The following is a 14484-nucleotide window of genomic DNA, read 5'->3' on the forward strand; positions in this document are numbered from 1 at the left end:
CGCCCTCGAGTGATCTGATTCACAGGTGGTATCACAATACCGAATCCACTCACTGCTTGCCACTCTCCCCATGCGGTTCGAGTATCAAAAGTGCAGGTCAGGAACAGACTATGGCCCGAGCTCGACACATGTGGCCGAGTTCCAAAGCGCTGAGTGGACAATTGTCGATCTCGGCAGAGATGCTCCATCGTCCGACCAATGCACATCCGAGCACCGAGGCAGCACTTCGCCGGGAGGTCGAGTGCTGGTTTCGTCGGGTTCGTTCCCGCACCGAGGCGGCCCTCCGGCACGCAGTCGGTTTCGGGTTCGGTCGGGTCCGTTCGCGCACCGAGGCGGCCCATCGTGTCGATGCCGAGCGCCGCACCCGTCCGACCGAGTTCAGTGTCGCTTTCGCTTGCCCTGGTAGTCGCGAGTATTGGCGAGGTCCCCGGTGAAGAAGCCCGAATTCTTCGACGTGAAGCGGTCGAAGGCGGGATTCCCGGCTCTGAGCAGAAGCCCGATCGAAGCAGAGTAGGCAACGGAGGAATGCGCCGCCCCGGCCGAGGCGAACATCTCATCGAGTTCGGCATCGGTCTTGTCCGCGAGCTCGGGGACTCTGCGCAATTCATCGGGGTCATAGTCGACGGTGACCGTCGACCAGTTCTTCGTCGCCGGGTTCTCGTTGCCGTCGAGATCGGGCACGAGGTCCTGTTCGTGTTCGATCGAGAGCACGTCGATTCCCTCATCGATGGCGAAGTCGGAGACCGGAGCCCCCACCGTCATCAGTGCCGTGACGTTGACATCGTCGAGGAAGGCCGGGTCCGCGGCCAGAGAACCTGCGGTGATCCCTCCCTGCGAGTAGCCGACGAGCATGACCTCGGCGTCGGGCCCGATACCGGCGTCGGCGATCGCCTGGCGCACCATTTCGCGCATCACGGTGTCGTTGCCGGCCATCCCCTGCACGTTCGTCGTCAGGTCGGTCGTATTGTCTCCCGACTTCGGCGACCAATCCGTGGTGGCCGGCACGTAGACGATATAGCAGGTCGTCCCACCGGGTCCGACGATCTCCTCGATGCGGACCTGTCCGGAGTCGGCTCCGCGGTGGCAGTTCGCTTCGCGGATGAAGAGGTCGTCGACATCACGGGGCGGCTCTTCGTGCGGCGGCGTCAGCCCTTTCGCCCTCCACACCTCGACATCGGAGGGCAGCAGCAGTCCGAACGCATTCGCACCGGCCAGGACCCAGATCGTCATCGACGTCGAATCGTGCGGCCAGAACGCGTGGTCGCCTTCGGAGTCGAGGACGAACGGAGGCAGCCCGAGGAATCCGACGACGAAGCCCGGCAGCACGTGCTCGATGACGGCTCCCGTGACATCGGACTGTTCGAACACGAACGTGATCAGCGCTTCCTTCGCTTTCGCCTTCGTCTTGCCCAGGTCGATGCCGAACTGTTTGGTGATGACATCATCGAGTCCGGTCACGTCGAGGATCTTGGTGACGACGACGACCTGAGCCCCGACCACGAGTGCGACGGGAATGATGACAGGCAGGCTGAGAGCGATGACGCGGCCGGTCGCGTAGCCGAGAGCGTCGAGCAGTCCGCCGAAGACTTCGCTGAGGCCCTTCTCCGCCTGACGGTAGGCGAAGGCGGCGGTCCGAACGGCGAGCAGTGTCGCCTCGAGCTCGAGCACCGAGGCGGTCAGCTGGCTGTGGAATCGGATCCGGCAGGCATCGAGGTTGAGCGCTGTCACGGGAGCCGGGACCTGGGTGAGCAGGGTCGCGAGATCGAAGTCTCCGACAGCTGCTTCGACGGACAGATCGCCGATGTCCGTGATGACGGTCTGCAGTGCGTCCGCGTTGCCATCGGCGCGTTCGTCGACGGTGATCCGCCCGCCGCCGCGCGTCATCGAATCGATCATTGCGGGCCTTTCGCAACCCCTGCCGTCAGTGTCCGTGTGAGCACGGCGCTCAGCAGCGTCCGCACCGCCGCATCTCCTGCAGCGACGTCGTCATCGACGGTGACGGAATCGCCGTCGCGCTCGATGACCGGCCGGAACCACGTCCCGCCCTTTCGGCGGAGGAATTCCAGCCCCGTGGCTCCCTGTCCGCACGCCCAGCTGAGCGTGAGCACGCAGTCCTGTTCGACGAGCTCGGCGAGATCCTCGACGACGTGCCCGATCCGTCCCGGTTCGATCCGGCGCAGCAGCTGGTGCTGCGCGAAATCCTCAAGTCCCTCCCCCTGCAGTGCCAAGATCGCGTGACCGACACCCGGCCCGAGGCACAGCGCCAGGTGAACGGTTTCGGTTCCCGATGACACGACAACGCTGATGCGCGTGCTCACCCGATTGAGTTCGGAGGCGAATCCTCGCAGCCAGGCGGTGAGCACATCGAGATCCCGTTTCGCGCCTCCACCGCCCTCGGCCTTTCCCGGGGCCGCGGCGAGAGTTCCCGTACCTGCGCCGACCGATTCCGGGGCGCCGCTGCCCCGCCCCACCTCCGCCGAGGCGGAAGGACAGTCCCGTTCGATCCGGCGCGGGAGCAGGTCGGGCGGCCAGAGCCGACGCAGCCGTTCGGGCAGCCGGGTGATCCGGTCGAGGTCGACGACGATCCAACTGTCGATCCCTGCTGTCTCACGTGCGGCGGGGCGGGCGTTCACAGTTGGATCCGCCCGCCTGCCGACACGACCTGCAGGTGGAGGTCGTACGCCTCGGCGAGCTTCTCCGCCCGCTCACCCAGCCGGTCGATCGATTCCGCGCATGAGGCCACCCGGTCATCGAACAGCTTTCCTGCTGGGGAATCCCATCCGTCGATCCGGCGGCAGCTCTGCGCCAGGGAGTGCAGCACCTCCGCTCGCCGTCTCCACTGCTCGCGATTGCGCTCCAACTCATCCGTGATCATGCCTCAGCCCTCCCGCCTGTCCGTCCGGCATCCGTGCCCGAATCCCTCGACCGTAGGAGGCCCCAGCACGGGAGAGGAAGCCTCGATTTCGGGCCTGGGGAAGAGCCTCGAGCGTCCACAGGGCCGTGATGTCGAAGTCACCACGGAATCCACAGGGGACGATGCTCGAGTCCCGTCCGCCTCCCGCGCCTACCGGCCGGTAGTCCCGGACGGGTGCCGACCCGATTCGCCGCTCATGAGAAAATGAGGGCATGCCGACTGTTTCCCTTGCCGAAATCTCGCCCGCCATCGCTCTCGGACCGCTTGATGGTCGCTATCGCAAAGACACCGCTGACCTCGTCGATCACCTCTCCGAGGCGGCTCTCAACCGCAATCGCATCACGGTGGAGATCGAATGGTTCATCCACCTCGCACAGAACTCGGTGATCGAGGGTGTACGCACCCTCACCCCCGATGAGGTCGACGGACTGCGCGCTTTCGCCGCCGACTTCGACGCCGACACCATCGCCACGCTGGCCGCTCATGAAGCCGTCACCGTCCATGACGTCAAGGCCGTCGAATACACAATCAAAGAAGCACTAGTGACGATCGGTGCCGAGGATCTCGGCGAGCTCGTCCACTTCTGCTGCACGTCCGAAGACATCAACAACCTGTCCTGGGCGCTCGGCATCAAGGGTGCCACCGAACAGGTGTGGTTGCCGCGGGCCAAGGCTCTCATCGACGCTCTCGCCGAGTCCGCCACGGAACTGGCCGAGGTTCCGATGCTCGCCCACACTCATGGTCAGCCGGCCACACCGACGACGATGGGCAAGGAACTCGCGGTCTTCGTCCACCGACTCCGCCGCCAGTACGAACGCATCGCCGCCACCGAGTTCCTCGGCAAGATCAACGGCGCCACGGGCACCTATTCGGCGCATCTGGCGGCTGTGCCGGGAGCCGACTGGCCGCAGATCGCCCGCACCTTCGTCGAAGACCGTCTCGGGCTGACCTTCAACCCTCTGACGACTCAGATCGAGTCCCACGACTGGAACGCCGAACTGTTCGCCGATCTCGCTCGGTTCAATCGGATCGCCCACAATCTGGCCACCGATATGTGGACCTACATCTCGATGAACTACTTCAAGCAGATCCCCGTCGCCGGTGCGACCGGTTCGTCGACGATGCCGCACAAGGTCAATCCGATCCGGTTCGAGAACGCCGAAGCCAACCTCGAACTCTCCTGTGCTCTTCTCGATTCCCTGGGCTCGACGCTGGTCACTTCTCGGATGCAGCGCGACCTCACCGACTCGACCTCACAGCGCAACATCGGTGTCGCATTCGGCCACTCGGTTCTCGCGCTCAACAATCTGGTCAAAGGCCTCGGAGCCCTCGCCATCAACGAGGAGGCACTGGCCGCCGACCTCGACGGCAACTGGGAGGTCCTCGGTGAAGCCGTTCAGTCGGTCATGCGCGCCGCCGGACTGCAGGGTGTGCCGGGAATGGACAATCCGTACGAAACGCTCAAGGAACTCACTCGCGGCAAGCGCATCAACCAGGCCGATCTGCAGACGTTCGTCGACGGTCTCGGGCTGCCCGAGGAGCGCGCCGAACTGCTCAAGGCTCTGACACCTGCCACCTACACCGGTGTCGCGGCTCAGCTCGCTGAGTCCGAGGTCGCGGACTGGAAGGCCGTCAGCGAGGGCTGAACCACGACGCTGACGACGCATCGAAGCCGGTCGTCCGAATTCGGAAGACCGGCCTCGCTTCTCGAGGGTCAGACGGACGGGATGTCGAAGGTCGTCGTGAACTCGGGGACCTTCTCGTCGGTTCCCATCACCTTCCCGGCGCCGCGTTCGTAGCGGATCGTGTAGGTGTCCTGCTTCTCATTCGGAACATAGGCGAGCCAGCCTTGGTGGGTTCCGCCGTCGCGGCGAGACACATCTTCGAAGGGTTCGAATCCGGCGGCCCGCATCTCGGCTTCGAGGCCGTCGGTCTGGTCGTAGCGGAAATCCGCACCCCCGTCTTCGGAGATCTTGAACGCTCCGGACTGGATGAGTCCGCTGTATTTCTTGCCCGGGGTGATCTTGACTTCGAGAAGGACGACTTCGCCGCCGAGTTCGATCGCCGAGGCCCTCTTGGACGACTCGAAGTTCCGCACCGCCGAGAGCACCTCGATCTTGTCCTGCATCTCCGGGTCCTCGAAGCTTTCACCGATACTGACCTGGCCCTGACTGCCGGACGACGACCCCGAATCCGACCCGGTGGACCCGTCGGCGGACGAGGTCGACGACGACGAGGAGTTCGAGGCCGACTGATCGGAACTCGAGTCCTGCCCGCCGGCCTGGTCCTCGCTGTTCTTGTCGGCACTCGGCTCCTGCCCGTTCTCATCGCCCTGATCCTGACCATTCTGGTCCTGACCGCCGTTCTGGTCCTGACCGTCCTGGCCCTGACCGTCGGCGTTCGACTGCTCGCCGGTCTGGCCCTGGTCGGGCTGGACGACCTGGCTGATGAGCGAGCAGCCCGAGAAGGCGAGGGTACAGCTGAGCAGGGCCGCAGCGGTGAAGGTGGCACGCTTCATGCGTTTCATGGTGACTCCTTGATCGGTCTCTCGCATTCGGAAGCAGGTCGCCCGAATGCGTGTTCTGAAACCAATCTATGAGCTCGTCGCGGCCGAGATGTGTGCAGCGTGTGGCAGAACGGCAACGTCTGTCACCGATCCGCCGCAGCCCCCGAACAGCCGCCCGGCCACGTCCTCAAGCGGGCACGAGATGCCTGTCCGCGTCCACCTCGGCGAGGGTCTTCTTGCCCATGCTGCGGGCGAGGATGAGGGTCGGGACTCCGGCGACGATGATGACGACGGTGGCGTAGATCGCCGGTGCCAGCGTGATGCCCGTCGACGACATGAGTGCCGTGGCGATGAGCGGTGAGAGCCCGCCGAACAGAACGGTGGCGACGTTGTAGCCGATCGCCATGCCGGAGAAGCGGCTCGTGCCGGTGAACTGCTCGGGGACCATGGCGGCCGCCACAGCGCTCCACCCGGCCGCCGGGATCGCGAGGAACGCCGATCCTGCGATCGCGATGCCCGCGGACTGGTTTGACAGCAGCACATACGCGGGAATCGTCGTGAAGACGAAGACGACCATGAGTGCCGCCAAGGCAGGTTTGCGCCCGAACTTGTCCGAGGCGAGGCCGAAGAACGGGGTGACGACGATGGCGACGACGGCCGCAACCGTGCCCAGTGCCAGGGAACCGGAGTTCGGGACCTTCGCCACCTCCTCGATGTAGGTGGGCACATAGGTGATGTTGAGGAAGTAGCTGACCGAGCCGATCGACGAGATGAGGAAGGCGACGAGGATCGCCCGCGGCTGCTCGAGGATCGCGGTGATGAGCGGGGAGCGTTCGAGACCGACGTCCTTCTTGCCCTTGTTGTCCTTCTCCGCCTGCTGCAGCCGTTTGAAGGTCTCGGTCTCCTCCATCATCGACCGAAGCGGAACCATGATGATGGCAAGCACGGCGCCGAGGACGAACAGCAGCCGCCAGCCCCAGGAATCCATCGCCTCGGGACTGAGCGTATTCGCCAGCAGCGCACCGGATCCCACGGCCAGAAGCGCGCCGACCTCGCTGTTGGCCGCGGCCCAGCTGGCAGCCAATCCGCGCTTTCCCGGTCCCGCCGATTCCATGAGGAAGACCATGATGCCGGTGTACTCGGCACCGACGGAGAATCCGGACAGGCAGCGAAGGGCGACCATGAGGACGCCGGCCCAGATGCCGATCGTGTCGTAGTTCGGGATCACCGCGATCCCGAGCATGGAGATCGCCATGAGGACCGCGGAGATGATGAGCGTCGAACGACGTCCGATCCGATCGCCGAGGTGGCCGAAGACCATCGCACCCAAGGGCCGGAAGAGGAATCCCGCCGCACCGACTCCGAGGGTCAGCAGCAGGGAATCCGTCTGGTCGCCGAAGAATTCCTTGGTCAGGGTCGTGGCGACATAGAAGAAGATCGAGAAGTCGTACCATTCGACGACGGTGCCGAAGGCGGCGACGAACATCGACCTGCGCCGGCCTCTCTCCCGCTCTCGACTGCCTGCCTGGGCGGGTGATGCGGGATGGTTCCGATCCGACGCTGTCATTCCCCGAGCGTACCAGCACGCTCGGACATGGAATACCGCCGAGGATGTCGGCAGTGATTGCGCCGCGCATGTCGGCAGTCGACGCCAACCGGAATTATATTACTGACTGGTAGCATATTGGGGCAGTGGTGATTACCCTGAAAGATATGGACTCACTTCTCAAGCAGGACGTGCGCATCCCGGTGTCGAGCCGGTCCGGTGCCGGCGATCTCGAGGGACATCTCTTCCTCCCCTCTGCCGACCCGCACGCGATGCTGACGATCCACCCGGCCACCGCGACTCCCGAACGCTTCTACTTCTCCTTCGCCGAGGCGGCGGCTGCCCGTGGGTTCGCTGTGGTCACCTACGGCTTCCGCGGTGTCGGTGACCGGAGGGCGGCTCGCGCCCATCGGCATCTGCGCATGCGCGACTGGATCTGCGAAGATGTGGCGGCCGCGGGCGCCTGGGCCGAGGAGAGGTTCCCTGATCTGCCGCATACGGCGTTGGGCCACAGCCTCGGCGGGCACGCTCTGCTCCTGGGCAGCGGCGGACAGCGGCTATGCGGAATCGTCACAATCGCCACAGCGATGGTGGCGGCCCGCAGCATCGCGCCCCGCAGCGAGCGCTGGCGAGTGGAAGTCGGCCTCGGAGTCTTCGGCAGGGTGGCCACACGAGTGTTCGGGTATATGCCCGGCAGCCGAGTGGGACTCGGCGAGGACATCCCCGCCGCCGCCCTCTACGAGTGGACGAACTGGCTGCGCCGCACCCACTTCTTCTTCGACGACCCGAGTTTCGACGCCGAGGCACGCGCCGCCCGACTGCGCACACCTGTTCTCGCCGTCGGCACCTCCGACGATCCGTGGGCGACCGGTGCGTTCATCGATGCGCTCACCGACCGCCTGCGGCTGGCTCCGGTGACTCGTCGCACCTTCGTCCCGGAGGAGCTCGGCACCGACCACATCGGCCATCACGGTCTCATGCGCCGATCCATCGCCGACGACGCCTGGCCGGAGATCCTCGACTGGCTCGAGACGAGAGCAGCCGAAGAATAGGTCGCCATCGGAGACTTTTCGCGCCCAGAAGTATCCGTTCGCGACCACTTCTCGACCGACGCGCGGCCAAAAGTGTCCGTTTGCGACCACTTCTCGGCTGGCACTCCGCCCTCAGCTGCGGCTGAGACCGAACAGTGAGTCGGTGAAGCGGTTGCCGAACACGGCCTCCGGATCCAGACGGGCCCGCAGCTCGCAGAAGTCCGCGAATCGCGGATAGAGCTCGTTCAGGTCCGCGGCCGTGCGGGTGTGGATCTTGCCCCAGTGCGGTCGGCCGCCGTGCCGGCTCAGGATCGCCTCGACGACGCGGAAGTACTCAGCGAAGTCCTCCTTGATGAAGCGGTGGACGGCGATGTACATCGTCTCCCGCCCCGTCGCCGTCGACAGCGGCACATCATCGGCGGCGGCGCACCTGACCTCGAGGGGGAATGAGATCGCCCACCCCTTGGCCTCGATGACGTCTCGGATCTCCCGGATCGCCTCGGGTCCGGAGTCGAAGGGCAGCGCGTACTCCATCTCGTTGAACCGCACCCGCCGAGGGGTGACGAACACATCATGGCCCGGTGCCCGGTACGTCCGGTCTGCCACGACGGACTGGGCGATGCGATTGATCGAGGGCACCACGCCCGGGACCTTCGCCCCGAGCTCGACGGCCAATCGCAGTGCCCCGTTCTCCACCACCTCTTTGTCGAGGAGGTTGAGCCACCGGTTGCGCACCCCCGCCTCGGCGAGGTGGCCCGGCCCGGCCTGCCCCGGTTCCACTCGGGTGTTCGTCTTCGTCAGCACCGAATCGGTGTGCGGGAACCAGTAGAACTCGAAATGGTCGGTCCCACGCATCCGGTCGGTCAGCCCGTCGAGGAGTTCGTCGAATCCGGCGACCTTCTCCTCGGCGATGAGGTCGAAGGCCGGCACGCACTGGAGTTCGACTTCGGTGATGACGCCGAGAACGCCGAGGCTGACCCGTGCAAGGTCGAAGACCTCCGGTTCCGCTTCGGCCGACAGCTCCCGCACCCGCCCGTCGGGGCCCATCAGGCTCAGCCCGGTGACGGTCCCGGCGAACCCGGTGAACCCGATTCCGGTGCCGTGCGTGCTCGTCGAGATCGCACCGGCCAGGGCCTGCGGATTGACATCGCCCTGATTCTCCAGGGCCAGACCGTAGGGTGCGAGCAGCGCGGGAATGTCCCGCAGCCGGGTGCCGGCGGCAAAGCGCACCCGCTCGCGCTCCTCGTCGACGCCGATGATGCCGGAGAGTCCGTCGAGATTGACCATGACATCGTCGCCGGCGGCCATCGGGGTGAAGGAATGCCCGGCCCCGACCACGCGCAGACGGTCCCCCGCTGCCGCAGCGGCCGTGACGATTCCCGATAGTTCCTCCGCCGAGGCGGGGCGTGCGAATGTGTGCGGATGTGCATGGACGTGACCGGCCCAGTTCCGGAATCTCTGCCGACCGGATCGGTCGCCTCGTCGCGGCTGCACGTCTCTCACAGCACGAGCCCCTCTCCTCGATAGGTGGTCCAGGCATCGCTGATGCGGCCCTGGGACACGATCTGGACGTCGTTGAAGTGTTCGGCCAGCTCACCGGCCTTCGCATGCCGGAACCACACGAGGTCGCCGATGCGCAGCGAGTCCGTACCGGGCCCGGTCAGCGGCGTCTGCACCTCTCCGGGCCCCTCGAGACCGGAGTACTCGAGCCCCGGCGGCCAGGCGATCGTCGGCAGACGGTCGGGGCCGGGGACTCCCGAGGCGATGAACCCGCCCTTGAAGACCGTCACCCAGCCGGGCCCGGGCCTGCGCACGACGGGAGTGACGAAGTATGCGGCCGGCCGATGCCGGAAGTGCGTATAGCCGTCGAAGAGTCCCGGGGAGTAGAGGCCGGATCCGGCGGCGAGTTCGGTCAGAGTGCCTTCGCCGGAGCTGGATTCGAACGAGCCGGTTCCCCCGCCGTTGACGAATTCGAGGTCGGCGACCTCTCTGACGGCGGCGATGACGGCGGCTCGTCGTTCGGCGAGTTCGGCGATCGAGGCTCTCTGCATGGCGCGCACGATCGCCTGCTTGACCGTTCGTCCGGCGTCGGCGGTGCCGGCGATCTGCCCCTCGTAGAACATCATCCCGACGAGGTCGAACCCGGGCCGGGCCGCGACCTGTCGGGCGAGCGCGACGGCTGCTCGCCCGTCACGGATCGGTGATCGCCTGGCCCCGATATGGACCCGGTCTCCCAACCAGGATTCGGCCGGGCGATAGGAGGAGTCGACGTCGATGCACACCCGCACCGAGGCGGCTCCCGCCTCGGCGAGGTTCCTCGCCTCCCCCTCCGGACCAGTCCCATTCGGCGCAGCGACGTCCGGACCGGTCCTTTCCGGGCCGGAACCCCGCCCCGCCTCGGCGAGGGATCTGCGGACGTCGTCGATGATGTCGAGGTGGTCCACGGAGTCGATCATCACGGTCATGTTCGACCGCGCTCCCGCCTCGGCGACCATCCGGGTCAGGGCCGGCCGGTCGAGGCTGGGATAGCCGATGACGATGTCGCGGACGCCGCGAACGTGGAGGAACAGCGCCTCGGGAACGGAGAATGCGAGCACGCCGGAATAGGCGGGGTGGGCGAGCGCTCGGTCGATGGCCTCGGGCACGCGCAGGGATTTCGTGGCCAGCCGGATCGGCAGTCCGCGAGCGCGCTGGGCCAGGGCATCGAGGTTCTCATCGAACGCGTCGAGGTCGAGGACGGCGGTGGGTGCACAGGTCCCTTTCAGCGCACGCCGGAGTCCACTCGAAACCATATTCGGTAGTCTAGCCTGCGATGACCTACGTCACATGGTTAGGAAGCCGATGAGAACAGAGACCACCGCCCGCACCTCCGAAGCAGGCACTGCACAGACCGCGTCCACGCATGTCACCGCGGCACTGCGGGACTTCCTCGACACCGATCCGTACGCTGATGCCTCCGGTTCGGGCGAGGTGATGCGCGGCGTCGAACCGTTCACCGGCGAGGAGGTCGACCGGTTCGCCCGGAACACTCCTGACGACATCGAGGCCGCCTACGCCACGGCCCGCATCGCAGGCGAAGCATGGGCCGCTCAGTCGGTTCAGCACCGGGCGAAGGTGCTCACTCGACTGCATTCCGCACTGGTCCGGAACGAGGATCTGCTCCTCGACATCATCCAGTACGAGACCGGCAAGGCCCGCATCCACGCCTATGACGAGATCCTCGATACCTTCAATGTGCTCCGCCACTACGGGGTGATGGCCGCCCGGTATCTGCGTCCCGAACGTCGGCGCGGGGCGATCCCCGTGCTCACCCGCACCGAGGTCACGCGCACCCCGTTGGGCGTGATCGGCTTCATCACACCGTGGAACTACCCGCTGACCTTGGGTGCGACCGACCTGTTCGCGGCCCTGACGGCCGGCAATGCCGTCGTCCACAAACCCGATTCGACGACGACGCTGACCTCGGTGTTCATGCGCAGGCTGGCGATCGCCGCGGGTCTGCCCGCCGAGGTCTGGCAGCTCGTGCCCGGGCCGTCGTCCGAGGTCGGGCCCGCGCTCATGGCCGGTGCCGACGGAATCTCGTTCACCGGGTCGACGGCTGCTGGGCGGTCGATCGCCGCCGAGGCGGGGCAGCGCCTGCTGCCCGCCGCGCTCGAGCTGGGAGGCAAGAATCCCCTGATCGTGGCCGCCGATGCGGATCTGGAGAAGGCCGTCGAGGGTGCCGTGCGCGGATCGTTCTCCTCGGCCGGGCAGCTGTGCATCTCGATCGAGCGCATCTACGTCCATGAAGACCTCTATGAGACCTTCTGCGCCCATTTCGCCGAGGCGGCCCGTGCCTACCGTCTCAGCGCGGAGTTCGAGTACGGCCCGGACATGGGCACCCTGGCGGGGCCGAAGCAGCTCGAGACGATCACCAAGCATGTCGAACAGGCCCGCAGTGCCGGTGCCACGGTGCTCGCCGGCGGACACCCGGTGCCCGATCTCGGCCCCTACTTCTACGCCCCGACCGTGCTCACGGATGTTCCCGCGACGGCGGAGCTGCATCGGGAGGAGACCTTCGGCCCCGTCGTCTCCGTCTATTCGGTGCCGTCCGATGCCGCGGCGATCGCTGCGGCCAATGACAGCGACTACGGGCTCTCGGCGTCTGTGTACTCGCGTTCCCATGGGCGTGAGATCGCGCGGCTGGTCGAGGCCGGCATGGTCAATGTCAATGAGGTCTACCCGGCCAGCTGGGGGTCCATCGACGCACCGGCCGGCGGAGTCAAGGCCTCAGGCATGGGACACCGGCACGGACCCGAGGGCCTCCACCAGTTCACGGCCACGCACACGATCGCGCAGCAGCGCCTCCACCCGATCGCACCGGCCGGTCCTCTCGATCAGAAGACGTTCGCCAAGGCCATGACCGGGGCGCTTCAGGTGATGCGGTCCCTGCGCATGAAGTGAGGGGCACGTCGCCGCAGCCGCCTCGGTGGAAGCTCAGTTGACGGAATCGAAGAATTCGTGCGCCACCGGCACGGCCGCCTCGGCGCCGAATCCGCCGTCTTCGACGAGGACGGCCACGGCCAGATCTCCCTGGAATCCGGCGAACCATGAATGTGTGCGCGGCGGGGTCTCCTCGCCGTATTCGGCCGTTCCGGTCTTGCCGTGGACGGGGTCGCCGGGAACGTCCTTGAGTGCAGTCGCAGTGCCTTCGGTGACGACCTTGGCCATCATCGTCGAGATCTCCTTCGCCGCGTCCGCGTCGAGCGACGGGGCATCGTCGTCGTTGCCGGTGCCCTTACCCGCACCCTGGCCACTGTCGCCGCTCTTCGCCTCGTCGAGCGCCGCACCGACGACGAGCTGCGGGGTGATCGTCTCCCCCGCCTCCACCGAGGCGGCCATCGTCGCCACGGCCAGCGGGCTCGACTGCACCTTGCCCTGCCCGATCATCTGCGCGGCGTGGGTGACCTCGTCATCGTCGGCCGGCACCGAGGCCATCTTCGCGCCGATGGCCGAGGTGTCACCGAGCATGCCGAGCTGGGCGGCGGCGTCGGCCACATCGTCGCCGGTGACCTTGTCGGCGGAGGAGACGAAGGCGGTGTTGCAGGAGTGTGCGAAGTCGTCGGCGAAGCTGACTGTGCCGAGCACTTCGTCTTCGGCGTTCTTGAAGCTCTTGCCGCCGATGTTCACGGTCTTCGGGCAGTCGATGTCGTCGTCCGGTTTCACCCCGGCGTCGAGGAGTGCCAGCCCCGAGGCGATCTTGAACACCGAGCCGGGAGGGTACTGACCGCTCAGCGCTCGGTCCCAGGCTGCTCCTGCCGGGTCGTGGTTGGCCACGGCCAGCACGTGGCCGTCGCTGGGACGGATCGCGACGACGGCGGCCGGTTTCTTCGCGGTCGCCGCCGCGTCGTCCGCGGCGGTCTGGATATCGACGTCGAGGGTGGTCTCGAGATCCTCACCGTCCTGCGACTCGAAGGCGTGGAGGCTCGTCAGCTTCGTCTTTCCGCCCTTGTCGTCGGTTGGATCCCCTTTGGCGAAGACTTCGACGCTGCCGGGTCCGCTGAGGCGGGAATCGAAGGTCTTCTGCAGGCCGGTGCGGCCGACGATGTCACCGGCGATGATCTCGCCCTCGGACTTCTCGATGTCTTCGGCGCTGGCGGGTCCGGCCGAACCGAGCGTGGCCTGCGCGAACCCGCGAGACCGGGTCAGCGTCTGGGTGTCCTCGGAAAAGAGGACTCCCGGCAGATCGTGGATGGCGCTCTTGACCGATCTGTAGTCGTCTTCGCGCAGGGTCACGACGGGGACGAGCTGGTTGCCTGCGGCGTCGTCGACGGACTTCTCGAGGTCAGCGGCGTCGAGGTCGAGCGAGTCGACGCCGTCGTTGAGCCCATTGACGAGTCGGCCGATGGTGTCGGGCTCCAGGCGATTCGGGTGGACGCCGATGTCGATGACCTTCCCCTCTGCCATGAGCACTTCGCCATCGGCACCGAGGATCTTCCCGCGTCCGCCCGGATTCGCGCGCAGTGCGAAGCTGCCGCCCGTGCCGAGCTTCGGATGGATGGCCTTCTCCGTAAGATCCGCCCACCAGAAGAGTCCGTTCTTCTCCAGGGGCAGCTGGGAACTGTATTCCCAGGACTCTCCGTCATTGTTCGCCCAGCTCCAGTCGAGGGTGGCCACGGTCCGCCCCTCGGCCTCGGTGATGTCGTCGACGGTGACCGACCGCAGGTCGACTCGCTTGCCCAATGCCTTCGTGACGCGGTCGAACAGGCCCTGAGCGAGGTCCTTCTGGTGCCAGATGTCCGAGCTCAGCTGCTCTTCGGCGAGGTCGTGGGCGGCTGCCTCGGCGGCCGACGACTTCGTCATCGGAAGCCGGAAGAGTGCGAAGACTCCGGCGCCGAGCAGCAGAACGAGGACGAGTGCGACGGCCAGCCAGACCCGGGACTTCTTCGACATGGGACCATCCTCTACCGAGGGGTGTCCGATGTCCATTGCTCTGTGCCGAGACCGC

The 14484-nt window shown here is 66.3% G+C and carries 11 protein-coding genes; 3 read left to right on the top strand and 8 right to left on the bottom strand.

Going from position 1 to position 14484, the window contains the following annotated elements; all coding sequences use genetic code 11:
• Positions 1–378: 378 nt before the first annotated feature.
• The 3 genes from HF684_RS17730 to HF684_RS17740 are packed head-to-tail and all read right to left on the bottom strand — an operon-like array spanning position 379 to position 2875.
• The gene (locus tag HF684_RS17730; protein ID WP_169253558.1) at positions 379–1896 is read right to left on the bottom strand and encodes a hypothetical protein; all 1518 of its coding nucleotides are present in this window, start codon (positions 1894–1896) and stop codon (positions 379–381) included.
• Positions 1893–2633 (bottom strand): hypothetical protein, encoded by a 741-nt coding sequence (locus HF684_RS17735; RefSeq protein WP_169253559.1) that lies wholly within the window; start codon positions 2631–2633, stop codon positions 1893–1895. Before HF684_RS17735 ends, HF684_RS17730 begins: the two co-directional genes overlap by 4 nt.
• The gene (locus HF684_RS17740) at positions 2630–2875 is read right to left on the bottom strand and encodes a hypothetical protein (RefSeq protein ID WP_101554417.1); all 246 of its coding nucleotides are present in this window, start codon (positions 2873–2875) and stop codon (positions 2630–2632) included. Before HF684_RS17740 ends, HF684_RS17735 begins: the two co-directional genes overlap by 4 nt.
• Positions 2876–3126: 251 nt before the next feature.
• On the opposite strand from HF684_RS17740, the gene purB reads away from it, so the two are divergent.
• Positions 3127–4560, top strand: coding sequence for an adenylosuccinate lyase (gene purB / locus HF684_RS17745; RefSeq protein WP_169253560.1), 1434 nt, complete (start codon positions 3127–3129; stop codon positions 4558–4560).
• A gap of 68 nt (positions 4561–4628) precedes the next feature.
• On the opposite strand, the gene HF684_RS17750 is transcribed toward purB, so the two are convergent.
• Together HF684_RS17750 and HF684_RS17755 are read right to left on the bottom strand one after the other, a co-directional pair.
• A complete protein-coding gene (locus HF684_RS17750) occupies positions 4629–5441 on the bottom strand; it encodes a transcriptional regulator (RefSeq protein ID WP_169253561.1) in 813 nt (270 codons plus the stop codon).
• A 166-nt stretch (positions 5442–5607) separates the two neighbouring features.
• A complete protein-coding gene (locus tag HF684_RS17755) occupies positions 5608–6987 on the bottom strand; it encodes an MFS transporter (protein ID WP_211168026.1) in 1380 nt (459 codons plus the stop codon).
• Between the two features lie 146 nt (positions 6988–7133).
• On the opposite strand from HF684_RS17755, the gene HF684_RS17760 reads away from it, so the two are divergent.
• Positions 7134–8018 (top strand): alpha/beta fold hydrolase, encoded by an 885-nt coding sequence (locus HF684_RS17760; RefSeq protein ID WP_169253562.1) that lies wholly within the window; start codon positions 7134–7136, stop codon positions 8016–8018.
• 111 nt (positions 8019–8129) lie between these two features.
• Here HF684_RS17760 and HF684_RS17765 read toward each other — a convergent pair whose 3' ends face one another.
• Positions 8130–9500 carry a D-arabinono-1,4-lactone oxidase gene (locus HF684_RS17765; RefSeq protein ID WP_248279023.1) on the bottom strand — a complete coding sequence of 457 codons (1371 nt, stop codon included), beginning with the start codon at positions 9498–9500 and terminating at the stop codon, positions 8130–8132.
• Positions 9497–10789, bottom strand: a complete 1293-nt coding sequence (locus tag HF684_RS17770; RefSeq protein ID WP_169253563.1) for an amino acid deaminase/aldolase — start codon at positions 10787–10789, stop codon at positions 9497–9499. The genes HF684_RS17765 and HF684_RS17770 overlap by 4 nt, the downstream gene beginning before the upstream one ends.
• Positions 10790–10838: 49 nt before the next feature.
• Between HF684_RS17770 and HF684_RS17775 the strand changes: the two genes are divergently transcribed.
• Entirely contained in the window at positions 10839–12440 is a 1602-nt protein-coding gene (locus tag HF684_RS17775) for a succinic semialdehyde dehydrogenase (RefSeq protein WP_169253564.1), read from the top strand.
• Positions 12441–12473: 33 nt separating this feature from the next.
• Here the strand turns inward: HF684_RS17775 and HF684_RS17780 are convergent, their stop codons facing one another.
• Positions 12474–14429 (bottom strand): penicillin-binding transpeptidase domain-containing protein, encoded by a 1956-nt coding sequence (locus HF684_RS17780; protein WP_169253565.1) that lies wholly within the window; start codon positions 14427–14429, stop codon positions 12474–12476.
• Positions 14430–14484: the final 55 nt, after the last annotated feature.

It is taken from the genome of Brevibacterium sp. 'Marine' (assembly GCF_012844365.1).
Taxonomy (GTDB): Bacteria; Actinomycetota; Actinomycetes; order Actinomycetales; family Brevibacteriaceae; genus Brevibacterium.

Excerpts from the sequence above, each read along its gene's own strand:
- HF684_RS17730 (WP_169253558.1), bottom strand. The coding sequence starts at position 1,896 with ATGATCGATTCGATGACGCGCGGCGGCGGGCGGATCACCGTCGACGAA.
- HF684_RS17740 (WP_101554417.1), bottom strand. The coding sequence starts at position 2,875 with ATGATCACGGATGAGTTGGAGCGCAATCGCGAGCAGTGGAGACGGCGA.
- purB (WP_169253560.1), top strand. The coding sequence starts at position 3,127 with ATGCCGACTGTTTCCCTTGCCGAAATCTCGCCCGCCATCGCTCTCGGA.
- HF684_RS17750 (WP_169253561.1), bottom strand. The coding sequence starts at position 5,441 with ATGAAACGCATGAAGCGTGCCACCTTCACCGCTGCGGCCCTGCTCAGC.
- HF684_RS17755 (WP_211168026.1), bottom strand. The coding sequence starts at position 6,987 with ATGACAGCGTCGGATCGGAACCATCCCGCATCACCCGCCCAGGCAGGC.
- HF684_RS17760 (WP_169253562.1), top strand. The coding sequence starts at position 7,134 with ATGGACTCACTTCTCAAGCAGGACGTGCGCATCCCGGTGTCGAGCCGG.
- HF684_RS17770 (WP_169253563.1), bottom strand. The coding sequence starts at position 10,789 with ATGGTTTCGAGTGGACTCCGGCGTGCGCTGAAAGGGACCTGTGCACCC.
- HF684_RS17775 (WP_169253564.1), top strand. The coding sequence starts at position 10,839 with ATGAGAACAGAGACCACCGCCCGCACCTCCGAAGCAGGCACTGCACAG.
- HF684_RS17780 (WP_169253565.1), bottom strand. The coding sequence starts at position 14,429 with ATGTCGAAGAAGTCCCGGGTCTGGCTGGCCGTCGCACTCGTCCTCGTT.